We start from the raw sequence: 12,999 nt of genomic DNA, 5'->3' as shown, positions 1-12,999 counted from the left end.
ATGCTAAGACGATTGTCCAGAAAAATCCTCACTTATTCGGCACGTGGCAGCTCTCTCTTGTCCCCATGTTGGTTTACTGCAACATCGATGAGCACTGCTTCGGTGACATTGGCGACGATCGGCTGCGCCGGGTGACGTTCGGCATAGACCTCGACCCTGACGGTGATCAAAGTGCGGCCGATGCTGACCACTTCGGCAAAAAAACTGACGACGTCGCCGACCGACACCGGCTGCCTGAAGCGCATGAAGAAGACCCGCACGACGTTGCGCGCTGCCGGCGAGCGCTGAGCGTCGACGATCATGGTAGGTTCTGCCTCAGGGTTGGCCACACGACAGCCACCAACTCGCGCGGCGAAATCACCCGCCGGTGCATGCCCGGATCCTTGCGCAGCAGCTTGTCGCCCGTAACAAGAGCTAAGTCAGCCCTCGCGGTGAGCAGATCCCACAGCAATTGATCACCAGGATCGGGAGCAGGCGGGGCGGCGACGGGGGCCAGCTCGATCGCGTGCTGAGCCATGTCGGTCAAGATGGTTTCCACTTCGGCAACCGCCAGCCCATGCAGCTGGCGCAGATCCGGCCGCAGAAGCACCATGCGGTACTCGGCCAGCAGGGCCTCGGACACGACAAAGGGAAACGCAGCGGCGAGCATGCCGTCGAGGATGCGGGCGACGGGCCACGCTGCGTGCGCCGTCAGCAGGCCGGCCACGACGACGTTCGTGTCGACGATGACTGCCTGGCGGCTCACGACTTGCGGCGCACGGCCCGAACTTGCTCCTCGGCCACCGCCACCGCCTGGTCTTCGGTAAGCGTGCTGTGTTCTCGCGCGCGCCGCACAAGGTCGCGCGCGTCCGCACGCGACTTGATACCGTAGAAGTCCAGGCTCTCGTCGATCAGTTGCCCGATGGTCTTGTCCCGCTGCACGGATGCTTCTTTGAGCGCGCGGTAGCGGGCTTCGGACAGGGTGATGGTCAGGCGGCTCATGCCAGCCTCACATTGGTGCTTTGACACCAATATGTTAATGCATCAAGGGACTCGTGAGGGAAAATCGCTTTTGAGTGCAGCGACCCAATCTGAGACCCATTTGCACCCAATTCTTTCAATGCCAGCGCCTCGGCAAACCTCACATCAGGACAATGTCGTGCTGCTCCGGCGACCCTACCGGGTTGGCCTGCAGCGAGATCGGGTTGCCGATGGACTCCGATACGTCGGCAAGGTGCTGGCCCTCTGCGTCGAGCAGCATGTCCACCACGGTGGCCGACGCGATGATGCGGAATTCCTCAACGTTGAACTGGCGCGCCTCGCACAGGATGTCGTGGCAAACGCTGCACGCCGACTTCACACAGCCCTTGCCATGGCAGGCGGGGCACGGTTCGCACCGCAGGTGATGCCGGCTTAACGAGCGTCTGGCAGTTCCCGCTTCTCACCGTGTTGGTTGATTGCGACATAAGTGAGTACCGCTTCGGTGACCTTGACGACGATCGGCTGCGCCGGGTGACGTTCGGCATAGACCTCAACCCTGACGGTGATCGAAGTGCGGCCGATGCTGACCACTTCGGCAAAAAAACTGACGACGTCGCCGACCGACACCGGCTGCTTGAAGAGGAAGGAATTCACGGCCACGGTGGTCACCCGGCCACGTGCCCGGTGCATCGCGGGAATCGCTCCGGCCACGTCCGCCTGCGCCATGATCCAGCCGCCGAAGACGTCACCCTGCGGGTTGACTTCGGAGGGCATCGGCATGACGCGCAGGGTCGGTTGTCTGCTCGGCAAAGTGCTGACGATGTCAACCATGCTGACTCCGCAGGAAATTGAGCGGTCCGCCGGTAAACGGCGCGAAGCCGGTACCGAAAATGACTCCGGCGTCGGCCAGGTCGGCGTCGGCAACGATCCCGTCAGTGACCAGCTGCTGCGTGCGATCGAGCAGCGGCTTGACCAGGCGCGCGGCCAGACCCGCCGGCACCGACCCCGCTGCGTCCTTGGCCGGCCGGCCACTGCGGTACTCGTAAAAGCCCCGGCCGGTCTTCTTGCCGAGGTGACCCGCCTTGAAACGCTCAAGCAGGCACTTGGGTGGCTCGGCACCGGCCCCGGCGAGGCTCCTGCCGGCGGCCATCGCGACGTCAAGCCCGACCATGTCGACCAGTTCGATCGGGCCCATCGGCATTCCGAAGGCAAGCATCGCTTCGTCCACGGTCTCCGGCTCCAGGCCCTCGTCGACCGCACGCATCGCTTCGAGCATATAGGGCCCAAGAACGGCGTTAACCAGGAAGCCGGGCGCGCTCTTGACTGGCAACGGCAGGCGGTCGATCTGCCTGACAAAAGCGGTGCCGCGCTGAAGCACTTCGGGGTCGGCACCTTCGGCGGCAACGACTTCGACCAGCGGCATCTTAGCCACCGGGTTAAAGAAATGGATTCCGATCAGCCGTTCCGGCCTCGTCAGCACGGTCCGCAAGTCCTCGATGCGCAGGCTCGAGGTATTGGTCGCCAGCACTGCGTCCGGCCGGATGCGCGCTTCAAGCTCCTGGAGCAGGGCCTGCTTGGCCCCGGTGTCCTCGAAGATGGCCTCGATCACCACGTCGGCCTGGCGTGCACCGTGCCCTTCGGGATCGGGAATCAGGCGATCCATGATGTTGCGTAGTTCGCGATCATCCCTGACCCGCCGACGCCAGGCGGCGTACGCTCTCTGGAGGGCGGGCGCGATTCGCTCCATCCCCTGATCCTGCAGGGTGACGGTCAGCCCGCGCAGTGCACACCAGGCGGCGATGTCGCCGCCCATGACGCCGGCGCCAACGACATGCACGCGTTTGGCTTCGAAGGTACTCGCCTTGCCGAAACTCTTGAGGCGCTCCTGCAGAAAAAACACGCGGACCAGATTGCGCGCGGTCGGCGACCGGACGATGCTGTCGATCAGTTCGGGAGCGGCCAGCGCATTGCCCTGGTGGCGAGCCCAGATGTCGATGATCGCGTAGGGCGCCGGATAGTGCTCGCGACGCGCGCGCCGGGCGACCTGCTTCCTGGCGCCGCTGGCCACCAGAGCCTTGAGGTGACCGTTGAGCAGGCGCTGCAGCAAGGGGAGACGCCGGCGCGGCTGATTGGCAAGCACCAGCAATGCCGCGGCGCTGTCCATCACCCGCGGCGGCACGCAGTCGTCGGCGAGGCCGAGGCGTCTGGCCTTGCTGGCATCGATCGTCTTGCCGGTCAGCATCATGTCCAGCGCGGCCTGCGGACCGATGCGCTCGGGCAAGCGCAACATGCCACCCCAGCCGGGGACGATGCCCAGCATGACCTCCGGCAGGCCCATCCGGGTTGACGGCTCGTCAACGGCCAGCAGGTAACGGCAGGCGAGCGCCAGCTCGAGCCCGCCACCAAGGCAGTGACCACGCACCAGCGCCAGCGTCGGATACGAAACCCCGGCCAGACGATTGAACAGCTGCCAGCCGCGCGACACGAGTTCAATCCCTTTCTGCGGCGTATCGAGCCGGGTGAACTCCTGGATATCAGCGCCAGCGATGAAGCCCGCCGCTTTCCCGGAGCGGAAGATCAACCCCTTCGGCGGGCTGCGGTCGAGTTGATCGAGCAGCTGTGAGAGTTCGTCCATTACTAAAGAGGAAAGGGAGTTGGTCGACTCGCCAGCCTTGTTCAGCGTCGCCCAGGCCACACCCTGGGCATCGACCTCGAGCTGCCAGTGCTGTTGGCCACCGTTGTTGCCATTGATGTTCATTGATTTCCCCGTCTTGCCGGTTCTCGGCTCATCGTTTCAACGAGCATGGCGCCGCCCTGACCACCGCCAATGCAGATTGCGGCGATGCCGCGCGTTGCCTTGGCCGCACGCAGCGCCTGCAGCAGGTGCAGGACGATGCGTGCTCCGGACGCTCCGACCGGGTGGCCAACCGCAATCGCGCTGCCGTCCACGTTGAGACGATCGTGGGACAGTGCACCCAGCGCCCCCGGCAAGCCGAGCTGCTCTCGGCAGTACTCGTCCGATTCCCAGGCGGCGAGACAGCCAAGCACCTGCGCGGCGAAGGCTTCGTTGATTTCCCACAGGTCGATGTCGTCGAGGCTGAGCCGATGCCGCTGCAGGATCGGCGTCGCCGCATGCACCGGTCCGAGTCCCATCTGCGCTGGGTCAAGGCCGGCCCACTGGCTGTCGATGATCCGGCCGAGCGGCTCCAGTTGCCACTGGTCGACCGCGGCCTCGGAGGCCAGGATCAGCCACGCCGCGCCGTCGGTGATCTGCGAGCTGTTGCCCGGGGTCACCCGGCCGTACTTGCGGTCGAAGAAGGGCTTGAGCTTGCCAAGACCGGCCAGGCTCGAATCGGCACGGACGCCGTCGTCCTCTGCATGGACCTTGCCCCTGGCATCGACCACGGGAACGATCTCGCCGAGACGCCCGGCGGTGCGGGCTGCCACCGCGCGCTGGTGGCTGCGCACACTGTATTCGTCCATCTGCTGACGTGAGATGCCGAAGCGCCAGGCGAGGTTCTCGGCGGTCTGCCCCATCAGCAGGCCAATCACGGGGTCAGTCAGCCCCTTGAGGATGCCGATCACCGGCGACAGCAGCTGTGACGGGCGTAGACGGGCGAACATGGCCAGCTTCTGCGCCATTGTCCTGGCCTGCATCATCTGTCCAAACCAGCGCACCATCGCTTCGTTGTAGAGCAGTGGGGCATGCGACAGGGCATCGACGCCGCCGGCGAGCACCAGCTGCGAGCGTCCGTTCTGGATGTTGGCGATTGCCGAATCGATCGCCTGCATCCCGCTGGCACAGTTTCGCATCACCGTCCATGCCGGCATCCGGTGGCCGCAACCGAGACGAAGAGCCACGACCCGAGCAATATTTACCTCGTCGGCCGAGGGGCTGGCGCAGCCGAGAATCACTTCGTCTAGCTGGGTCGGCGCGAACGGCTGGCGAATGAGCAGCGCTCGCCCGGCCTGCACCGCCAGATCACTCGCCGGAAATGGCCCTGGCGCGTTGCGTCCCTTGAGGAATGGCGTGCGGGCGCCATCCACGACGTAAACCGGCTGAAATCCCACTTGATCTCCTTTTCTCATGCTGGCACCCGGTACAAGAAGAGGCACGGTCCAGTCGCTCCGTGCCTCCGGTTTGCGGGAAATGGCCAGCTACGCTGCGGCTTTGTGCAGCATGGGCTGCTGCCGCGTGCGGCCAAGGTCATGCGGGAAATCGTCGACCCGAATGACGATGTCGCGCAGTTCGTTGCGCCGCTTGAGCACCGCATACTCTGCCGGGGTCACGATACCGGCAGCAAAGGCCGCGTGTGCCAGATCGCGGACATTGGCGTCGGGATTGTCCGCCAGTACACCGCTCTTTTCGGCGGCGCGAATCTTGGCTTCGATCGGTTCGGCTTCGATGGTTGCCGCAAGCGCCAGTTCCAGGGCGCCGACCGCTTCGCTCTCGACCTTGGGCAGATAGGCTTCGGCAGTCAGGCGGTCGCGGGCTGCCGACGGCTCGATCAGCAGTTTTGCCACCTGGTGACCAATCCGGTCCGAAGGCACGTCGTAGGGATGACCGAGCGGAAAAACGAGCCGGTAGAGCATGCGCCCAATCCAGCGTACCGGGAAATTGGCAATGGCCCCGTCGAAAGCCATCTGCGCCTTGTACATTGCGTCCCACATTGCCCAGTGCATCAACGGCGCATCGGCCTGCTGGCGACCTTCCGACTCGTAGCGCTTGAGCGTGGCCGAGCAAAGGTAAAGCATCGACAGAATGTCGCCCAGTCGCGCCGAGAGTTTCTCGCGACGCTTCAGTTCACCGCCGAGAACCAGCATGGAAATATCGGCAAGGAAAGCGAAAGCGGACGAGAAACGTGTCAGCTGCTGGTAGTAGCGTCGGGTTTCCGGGGCGACATTGGCCGGCACTGAGACGAAATGCGATCCGGTCAGGCCCTTGCCCAGCGCACCGAAGGCGTGCCTGATGGTGAATACGAGGTGCCCGAACAAGGCCTGGTCGAAGTCGCGCAGCCCCTGCTCGCCATCCGGATTGAACGCCGCTTTCATCTCCTTCAGCACATAGGGGTGACAGCGAATGGCACCCTGGCCAAAGAGAATCATGCTGCGCGTCAGGATGTTGGCCCCTTCCACGGTGATGCCAATCGGGATCTGCTGATAGGCCCGGCCAATAAAGTTCGAGGGGCCAAGACAGATACCCTTGCCGCCAACTATGTCCATGCCGTCATTGACCACCTGGCGGGCACGCTCGGTCACATGGTATTTGGCGATCGCCGAGACCACCGACGGCTTTTCGCCGAGGTCAATGGCACCCGCCGTCATCTTGCGCACGGCGTCCATCATGTAAGTGTAGGCACCGATCCGGGTCAGCGGTTCCTCGACACCCTCGAAACGCCCGATCGACATCTTGAACTGGCTGCGCACACGCGCATAGGCACCGACGCTGCGCGCCGTCAGCTGAGCCATACCGGTGTTCGACGACGGCAGCGAGATCGAGCGGCCCGCCGCCAGACACTCCATCAGCATGCGCCAACCCTGGCCAACCATTGCCGGCCCACCAATCACGTAATCGAGCGGCATAAAGACATCCTTGCCACGCGTCGGGCCATTCATGAACATGGCGTTCAACGGAAAATGGCGGCGGCCGATCTCGGCACCGGGGGTATCGCGCGGTACCAACGCACAGGTGATTCCGACGTGCTTTTTGCCGCCGAGCAGGCCATCCGGGTCGTACAAGTGGAAAGCCAGGCCCAGGATGGTGCAGACCGGGCCGAGCGTGATGTAACGCTTGTCCCAGGTCACCCGCATCCCCAGCACTTCCTTGCCTTGCCAAATGCCCTTGCAGACGATGCCGACGTCCGGGATCGACCCGGCGTCGGAACCCGCCCACGGGCTGGTCAGCGCGAAGGCTGGAATCTCGATCCCCTTCGCCAGCCGGGGCAGATAATGGTTTTTCTGTGCTTCGGTGCCGTAGTGCAACAGCAGCTCGGCCGGGCCGAGTGAGTTTGGCACCATCACCGACACCGACAATGCCGAGCAGCGCGTCGACAGTTTGGTGACAATCTGCGAGTGCGCATAGGCCGAGAACTGCAGACCACCATACTTCTTCGGAATGATCATGCCGAGGAAGCCTTTGTCCTTGATGTACTGCCATGCCTCCGCCGGCAGGTCATTCAACTCGCTCGTCACCTGCCAGTCATCAACCAAGGCACAGGCCTGCTCGACCTCGTTGTCCATGAAGGACTGCTCTTCGGCGGTCAGTTTCGGCACCGGATAGGCGAGCAGCTTGTTCCAGTCGGGATTACCGCGGAACAGCTCGCCATCCCACCACACAGTCCCTGCTTCGAGCGCGACGCGCTCGGTTTCGGACATCTGCGGCAGAATCCGCTTATAGGTACGGAAAACTGGCCGGCTGACCAGCGCTCGTCGCAAGGGACGAACGCCGAACAACAAGGCGAGACTCATCAGTATGACACCGATGACTATCAATACGATCGTTGTGATCATTGCTGCTTCTCCTATTGCTGGTCTAGGGTCTAGGGTCTAGGGTCTTGGTCGGGGGTCTTCTCCCGAGTATCTCGGGCCGTCTTCGGCAACGGCTCTTTTTTTGTTCTCTGGACGTCATCGAACTGCGGCAGCGGTGCCCGCAGACCGCCGAGCAGGAAAGGCATCAGCCGCTGCGCCAGCCGTCTCGCCAGCACCGTGTCGTCCGTCTCATCGGTTACCTCCTCGCCAGCCAGATCGCCCACCTCGCAACCGGTGACGACCTGCAGCACATCGGTGCCGGCAATGGCGTAGGACATGGCGCCAAGCATGAAATGCAGGCGCCAGACAATCTCCGCCTTCGGTACGTCGGGCAAGGCACTGAACAGCGCCAGTTTGTAACGATCGATTACCTCGGCATACTCGCCGGCGAAAAAGGTCCGGATGAACTCGGCGGGCTCGGTCAAGGTGCGGCCAAGCAGGCGCAGAAAGACCATCCCACCCAGGGCCGGATTCTCACCCATGCGCAACAGGGTGCCGAAAAAGGCTTCTAGGATTTGCGACGGCTTGAGCGGCGCCCCGGCCGCCTGCTCTTCAAGCTTGTCCAGTGCCTGCAAACGCTCGTGGTTGAGCCAGGCAAGGCGACGCCGGAAGACCTCGCGCAGTAAAGCCTCTTTCGACCCGAAGTGGTAATTCACCGCCGCCAGATTGACCTCTGCTGCACTCGTGATGGTCCGCATCGACGTCGCCTCATAGCCGTTCTCCATGAACAGACGTTCGGCCACGTCAAGGATGCGTTCGCGGGTATCGCTGCCATTTTTCTGATCGGACATTGGACAGATGATCCAGTTAAGACGGATGCGGGAGAACTCTGATGACTCTGCCGAACCATTTCGTTCAAACGTTCGTTTTAATATTAGGCCCACAGCACCGTGAATGCAAGGATTTTTTCAACTTTCTGCATCTGCCTTGAGACCGGCCTCGACAACAGGGCATACTCCACTGATCCGAAACTCGATTGAACAGCCCGACCCATGCGCCGCACCGCCTCGCCCTACCCTGCCCCCGTCAGCCCCGCCGCTGCCAACGCCCACCTCGGGGCCACCTTGCACAAGTTGCTGCCCTATCTGTGGCAATACAAATGGCGTGTGCTGCTGGCCTTGTCCTGTCTGTTCAGCGCCAAGCTAGCCAACGTCACCGTGCCCCTAGTCTTCAAGGAGATGATCGACGGCCTGAGCAGTACTCAGCAGGCACTCACCTTGCCAGCCCTGTTGCTCCTGCTGTATGGCGCGCTGCGCTTTTCCACCTCTCTGTTTACCGAGCTGCGCGAGATTCTTTTCGCGCGCGTCACACAACGGGCCGTGCGCCGGATCGCCCTCGAGGTCTTCCGTCACCTGCACGAACTCTCGCTTCGCTTTCATCTCGAACGACAGACCGGCGGGGTTTCCCGCGACATCGAGCGTGGCAGCCGATCGATTTCGAGTCTGATCAGCTACACGCTCTACTCGATCCTCCCGACCCTGGTCGAAATCACCCTCGTCCTGGTCATTCTGCTGCTGCGCTACGACAGTGCCTTTGTCCTTATCACCCTCGCTTCGCTGGCGACCTACGTCGTGTTCACAATCAAGGTCAGCAACTGGCGGATCGCCATTCGGCGGAAGCTCAACGAGATGGATTCGGCGGCGAATACCCGCGCGATCGATAGCCTGCTGAATTACGAAACGGTCAAGTACTTCAATAACGAGGAGTACGAAGCGCGGCGTTACGACCGGCAGATGCAGGAGTGGGAAGACGCGGCGACCCGCAGCCAGGTATCACTGTCCTGGCTCAATCTTGGTCAGCAGGTCATCATCGCCCTGGGGGTCACGGCCATGATGTGGCGAGCGGCAAGTGGTGTGGTTGACGGCAGCATGACCATCGGCGACCTGGTCCTGGTCAACGCCTTCCTGATTCAGCTTTACATGCCGCTCAACTTTCTCGGGGTGGTTTACCGCGAGATTCGCCAGGCACTAGCGGACATCGAGCGGATGTTCGACCTCCTGGCGGTCAACCGGGAAATTGCCGACGCTCCCGACGCTGCTTGTCTAGCCGCCGGAGCGGTGCAGATCCGGTTTTCGGAGGTCGACTTTTCCTATGAACCAAACCGGCAAATCCTGCAGCGCATTGACTTTGCGATTCCTGCCGGACGGACGGTCGCTGTTGTTGGCGAATCCGGTTCTGGAAAATCCACCCTGGCGCGCCTTCTGTACCGCTTCTACGACGTCAGCGCCGGCCACATTCTAGTCAATGGTGTCGATCTTCGCGATCTGACGCAAACGAGCCTGCGGAGCGCAATTGGCATCGTTCCGCAGGACACGGTCCTGTTCAACGACACCATCTACTACAACATCCACTACGGCCAGCCCGAAGCGAGTCGAGAACAGGTGATTGCCGCGGCCGCAGCAGCGCAACTCTCGAGTTTTATCGACTTGCTCCCCGATGGCTATGAAACGAGGGTCGGCGAGCGTGGCCTGAAGCTCTCCGGCGGGGAGAAGCAAAGGGTGGCGATTGCCCGGGCACTGCTGAAGAACCCACCGGTGCTGATCTTCGACGAAGCGACGTCGGCACTCGACTCGAAAACCGAGAAGGCCATTCAGGCGAGTCTTGATAACGCGGCACGTGGTCGCACGACACTGATCATTGCCCACCGGCTATCGACCATCATGAATGCCGACGAGATCCTGGTAATGGATGCTGGTCGAATAGTCGAACGCGGCTCCCACATGAAACTGCTGGATGCCTCAGGTCTGTATGCGCAAATGTGGGCACTGCAGCAGCTGGAAGAGTCCAGCGACGCACCTGCGTTGCTCGTCTCCCAGTGCTGACCCTAGTAGCCTCGCCCACGAACTGCACAAGGCAACCTGACCGACTCATGGCCCGCCAGAGCACATCGTGAACCGCCGATATCAGCCGCTAGCGGGGAAACCCCGCGGGGCTAGGCAGCTTTCCCTGCGGCACGTTCGCCGACAAAAAAACGCCAGGCGTGACCTGGCGTTTTCTCAAGTCGGGCTGAAGTGCCAGACGGCCTAGCTTGCTACCGTCGCCGAATCGCCCAGCGAATCAGGCCTGTCGAGCAATTCGACGAACGCCATCGGCGCATTGTCACCATCGCGGAAGCCACACTTCAGGATCCGAAGATAACCGCCATTGCGGCTTGCGTAACGCGGTCCAAGTTCGTCAAACACCTTGACTACCATGTCCCGATCGCGCAAACGATCAAAAGCGAGCCGGCGGTTGGCGAGACTCGGCTTCTTGCCGAGCGTGATGATCGGCTCGATGACGCGGCGAAGCTCCTTGGCCTTCGGCAGCGTCGTCTTGATGACCTCTTCACGAAGCAACGAGACCGTAATATTGCGCAACATCGCCAGACGGTGGGCGCTGGTACGATTCAGTTTGCGAAGACCCAAACGGTGACGCATATCAATTCCTTCCTGTTCTTTTCCGGCTGCTCACTTCTCGAGTCCGGCCGGAGGCCAGTTCTCTAACTTCATGCCCAGTGTCAGACCGCGGGCGGCCAACACTTCCTTGATCTCATTAAGCGACTTTCGTCCAAGATTGGGCGTTTTGAGCAATTCGTTTTCGGTGCGCTGAATCAGATCACCGATGTAGTAAATATTCTCTGCCTTCAGACAATTAGCCGAACGAACCGTCAGCTCCAGGTCATCCACCGGACGCAGCAGCAACGGGTCAACCTGCACCGTCTTCTGATACTCGATAGGCATCGCTGTCCCAGCGAGGTCGGCGAAGACGGACAGCTGCTCCATCAGGATCCGGGCGGCCGTCCGGATCGCTTCCTCTGGCTCAATGGCGCCGTTGGTCTCAATGTCCATGATCAGCTTGTCAAGGTCAGTCCGCTGTTCGACACGGGCACTCTCGACCGCATAGCTAACTCGCCGCACCGGGCTGAACGAGGCGTCCAGGACCAGCTTGCCGATGTTCTTGCTACCGTCGCTCAACTCACGAAGGTTGCCTGCAACGTAGCCGCGCGACCGCTCAACCTTCATTTCCATGGCCAACTTGCCACCAGCCGACAGGTGCGCAATCACGTGCTCCGGATTGATGATCTCGACATCGTGAGAAACTTCGATGTCGGCAGCCCGCACGACGCCCTTCCCTTCCTTTCGGAGATGCAGGACGACTTCTTCACGGTTGTAGAGTTTGAAAACCACGCCCTTCAGGTTGAGGAGGATATCCACCACGTCCTCCTGAACACCGTCGATCGTCGAGTACTCGTGAAGTACGCCTTCGATGCTGACTTCGGTCGGTGCATAACCAGGCATCGACGACAGCAGGATTCGGCGCAAAGCATTACCTAGGGTGTGTCCGTAACCGCGTTCAAACGGCTCCATGACCACTCGTGCATGCACCGGCGACAAGCTCTGCACATCGATGATGCGCGGTTTAAATAGTCCACTGCTTTGCATGTATGTCCTTTGCCTCAGTCCGTCAAGACTCGCCGCGACTACTTCGAATAGAGTTCGATGACGAGACTCTCGTTGATCGTCGGCGGCAGCTCACTACGTTCCGGGTGCGCTTTATAGGTACCCTTCGCAGCCTTTGCGTCAACTTCGACCCATTCCGGAAACCCACGAGCCTCGGCAGCGGCCAGAGCGGCCTTGACGCGAAGATGCGCTTTCGCCTTATCACACACTTCGACGACGTCGCCTGGACGCACCTGATAGGAAGGGATGTTCACACGGCGACCATTCACCAGTACGCCATTATGCCGAACCACTTGGCGAGACTCCGAACGTGACGCGGCAAAGCCCATGCGATAGCAAACGCTGTCCAAACGAGCCTCCAGCAACTGCAGGAGAACTTCGCCGGTCACACCTTTGCGACGGTCCGCTTCTCTATAGACCTTGCGAAACTGGCCTTCAAGAACGCCGTAGATGCGGCGGATCTTTTGCTTTTCCCGGAGGTGGACGCCATAGTCCGACAACCGCTGTCCGGATTTTTGGCCATGCTGACCGGGGGCATACGAACGACGTTCGATAGCACACTTATCCGTAAAGCACTTCTCTCCCTTCAGGAACAACTTTTCGCCTTCGCGGCGGCACTGACGGCACTTCGGATCGAGATTGCGAGCCACTTTTTCCTTCTCCTTAAATCCGACGCCTCTTGGGCGGCCGACAGCCGTTGTGCGGGATCGGTGTTACATCGGTAATTGCTGTTATCTTCATGCCTAGTGCATTGAGCGCACGCACTGAAGACTCACGCCCAGGTCCAGGACCCTTGATGCGAACCTCAAGGTTCTTGACGCCGCACTCTACGGCCACTCTACCGGCAGCCTCGGCAGCGACCTGAGCGGCAAAAGGCGTGCTCTTGCGTGATCCCTTGAAACCGGCACCACCAGACGTCGCCCACGACAAGGCATTACCCTGGCGGTCGGTGATCGTGATGATCGTGTTGTTGAACGAGGCGTGGATATGGGCAACGCCCTCGGCCACGTTTTTTCTGATCTTGACTTTCTTGCGAACTTTTGCGGCGGTCTTGGCCATAGTAAGGTCCTAG

Annotated in this window: 13 protein-coding genes and 1 pseudogene; 1 reads left to right on the top strand and 13 read right to left on the bottom strand. The window is 61.4% G+C overall.

Annotation, left to right across the window (positions count from 1 at the left end; genetic code table 11):
- Positions 1–32 precede the first annotated feature (32 nt).
- From V5B44_RS03745 to V5B44_RS03705, 9 genes and pseudogenes are all read right to left on the bottom strand, one after another.
- The gene (locus V5B44_RS03745; RefSeq protein ID WP_332357769.1) at positions 33–302 is read right to left on the bottom strand and encodes a hotdog domain-containing protein; all 270 of its coding nucleotides are present in this window, start codon (positions 300–302) and stop codon (positions 33–35) included.
- Positions 299–745, bottom strand: a complete 447-nt coding sequence (locus V5B44_RS03740) for a PIN domain-containing protein (protein ID WP_332357768.1) — start codon at positions 743–745, stop codon at positions 299–301. The genes V5B44_RS03745 and V5B44_RS03740 overlap by 4 nt, the downstream gene beginning before the upstream one ends.
- The gene (locus V5B44_RS03735) at positions 742–981 is read right to left on the bottom strand and encodes a CopG family transcriptional regulator (protein WP_332357767.1); all 240 of its coding nucleotides are present in this window, start codon (positions 979–981) and stop codon (positions 742–744) included. Before V5B44_RS03735 ends, V5B44_RS03740 begins: the two co-directional genes overlap by 4 nt.
- A 139-nt stretch (positions 982–1,120) precedes the next feature.
- A pseudogene (locus tag V5B44_RS03730) lies at positions 1,121–1,405 on the bottom strand (ribonuclease E/G); the annotation flags it as partial.
- Positions 1,393–1,791, bottom strand: coding sequence for an acyl-CoA thioesterase (locus V5B44_RS03725; protein WP_332357766.1), 399 nt, complete (start codon positions 1,789–1,791; stop codon positions 1,393–1,395). The pseudogene V5B44_RS03730 and the gene V5B44_RS03725, both read right to left, overlap by 13 nt.
- A complete protein-coding gene (locus V5B44_RS03720) occupies positions 1,784–3,718 on the bottom strand; it encodes a 3-hydroxyacyl-CoA dehydrogenase NAD-binding domain-containing protein (RefSeq protein ID WP_332357765.1) in 1,935 nt (644 codons plus the stop codon). The genes V5B44_RS03725 and V5B44_RS03720 overlap by 8 nt, the downstream gene beginning before the upstream one ends.
- The gene (locus V5B44_RS03715; protein WP_332357764.1) at positions 3,715–5,031 is read right to left on the bottom strand and encodes an acetyl-CoA C-acetyltransferase; all 1,317 of its coding nucleotides are present in this window, start codon (positions 5,029–5,031) and stop codon (positions 3,715–3,717) included. Before V5B44_RS03715 ends, V5B44_RS03720 begins: the two co-directional genes overlap by 4 nt.
- Positions 5,032–5,118: 87 nt before the next feature.
- Positions 5,119–7,470, bottom strand: a complete 2,352-nt coding sequence (locus V5B44_RS03710; protein ID WP_332357763.1) for an acyl-CoA dehydrogenase — start codon at positions 7,468–7,470, stop codon at positions 5,119–5,121.
- A gap of 29 nt (positions 7,471–7,499) precedes the next feature.
- Positions 7,500–8,279, bottom strand: coding sequence for a TetR/AcrR family transcriptional regulator (locus V5B44_RS03705; protein ID WP_332357762.1), 780 nt, complete (start codon positions 8,277–8,279; stop codon positions 7,500–7,502).
- 201 nt (positions 8,280–8,480) lie between these two features.
- Here V5B44_RS03705 and V5B44_RS03700 point away from each other — a divergent pair, with 201 nt between their 5' ends.
- Positions 8,481–10,310, top strand: a complete 1,830-nt coding sequence (locus V5B44_RS03700; protein ID WP_332357761.1) for an ABCB family ABC transporter ATP-binding protein/permease — start codon at positions 8,481–8,483, stop codon at positions 10,308–10,310.
- A gap of 201 nt (positions 10,311–10,511) precedes the next feature.
- Here V5B44_RS03700 and rplQ read toward each other — a convergent pair whose 3' ends face one another.
- The 4 genes from rplQ to rpsK are packed head-to-tail and all read right to left on the bottom strand — an operon-like array spanning position 10,512 to position 12,986.
- On the bottom strand, positions 10,512–10,904 hold the full coding sequence (gene rplQ / locus V5B44_RS03695; protein WP_332357760.1) for a 50S ribosomal protein L17: 393 nt from the start codon (positions 10,902–10,904) through the stop codon (positions 10,512–10,514).
- 30 nt (positions 10,905–10,934) lie between these two features.
- The gene (locus V5B44_RS03690) at positions 10,935–11,909 is read right to left on the bottom strand and encodes a DNA-directed RNA polymerase subunit alpha (RefSeq protein ID WP_332357759.1); all 975 of its coding nucleotides are present in this window, start codon (positions 11,907–11,909) and stop codon (positions 10,935–10,937) included.
- A 38-nt stretch (positions 11,910–11,947) separates the two neighbouring features.
- Positions 11,948–12,577, bottom strand: a complete 630-nt coding sequence (gene rpsD / locus V5B44_RS03685) for a 30S ribosomal protein S4 (protein ID WP_332357758.1) — start codon at positions 12,575–12,577, stop codon at positions 11,948–11,950.
- Between the two features lie 13 nt (positions 12,578–12,590).
- Positions 12,591–12,986, bottom strand: coding sequence for a 30S ribosomal protein S11 (gene rpsK / locus V5B44_RS03680; protein ID WP_034895319.1), 396 nt, complete (start codon positions 12,984–12,986; stop codon positions 12,591–12,593).
- Between the last annotated feature and the right edge of the window lie 13 nt (positions 12,987–12,999).

The organism is Candidatus Accumulibacter necessarius, assembly GCF_036625085.1.
Note: the sequence above shows the minus strand (reverse complement) of the source record. Positions and strands in the feature narration are given on the sequence as shown.

What these genes read in the sequence shown, in the direction of transcription:
- V5B44_RS03745 (WP_332357769.1), bottom strand. Translation starts at nt 302, where the DNA reads ATGATCGTCGACGCTCAGCGCTCGCCGGCAGCGCGCAACGTCGTGCGG.
- V5B44_RS03735 (WP_332357767.1), bottom strand. Translation starts at nt 981, where the DNA reads ATGAGCCGCCTGACCATCACCCTGTCCGAAGCCCGCTACCGCGCGCTC.
- V5B44_RS03725 (WP_332357766.1), bottom strand. Translation starts at nt 1,791, where the DNA reads ATGGTTGACATCGTCAGCACTTTGCCGAGCAGACAACCGACCCTGCGC.
- V5B44_RS03720 (WP_332357765.1), bottom strand. Translation starts at nt 3,718, where the DNA reads ATGAACATCAATGGCAACAACGGTGGCCAACAGCACTGGCAGCTCGAG.
- V5B44_RS03710 (WP_332357763.1), bottom strand. Translation starts at nt 7,470, where the DNA reads ATGATCACAACGATCGTATTGATAGTCATCGGTGTCATACTGATGAGT.
- V5B44_RS03705 (WP_332357762.1), bottom strand. Translation starts at nt 8,279, where the DNA reads ATGTCCGATCAGAAAAATGGCAGCGATACCCGCGAACGCATCCTTGAC.
- V5B44_RS03700 (WP_332357761.1), top strand. Translation starts at nt 8,481, where the DNA reads ATGCGCCGCACCGCCTCGCCCTACCCTGCCCCCGTCAGCCCCGCCGCT.
- rplQ (WP_332357760.1), bottom strand. Translation starts at nt 10,904, where the DNA reads ATGCGTCACCGTTTGGGTCTTCGCAAACTGAATCGTACCAGCGCCCAC.
- V5B44_RS03690 (WP_332357759.1), bottom strand. Translation starts at nt 11,909, where the DNA reads ATGCAAAGCAGTGGACTATTTAAACCGCGCATCATCGATGTGCAGAGC.
- rpsK (WP_034895319.1), bottom strand. Translation starts at nt 12,986, where the DNA reads ATGGCCAAGACCGCCGCAAAAGTTCGCAAGAAAGTCAAGATCAGAAAA.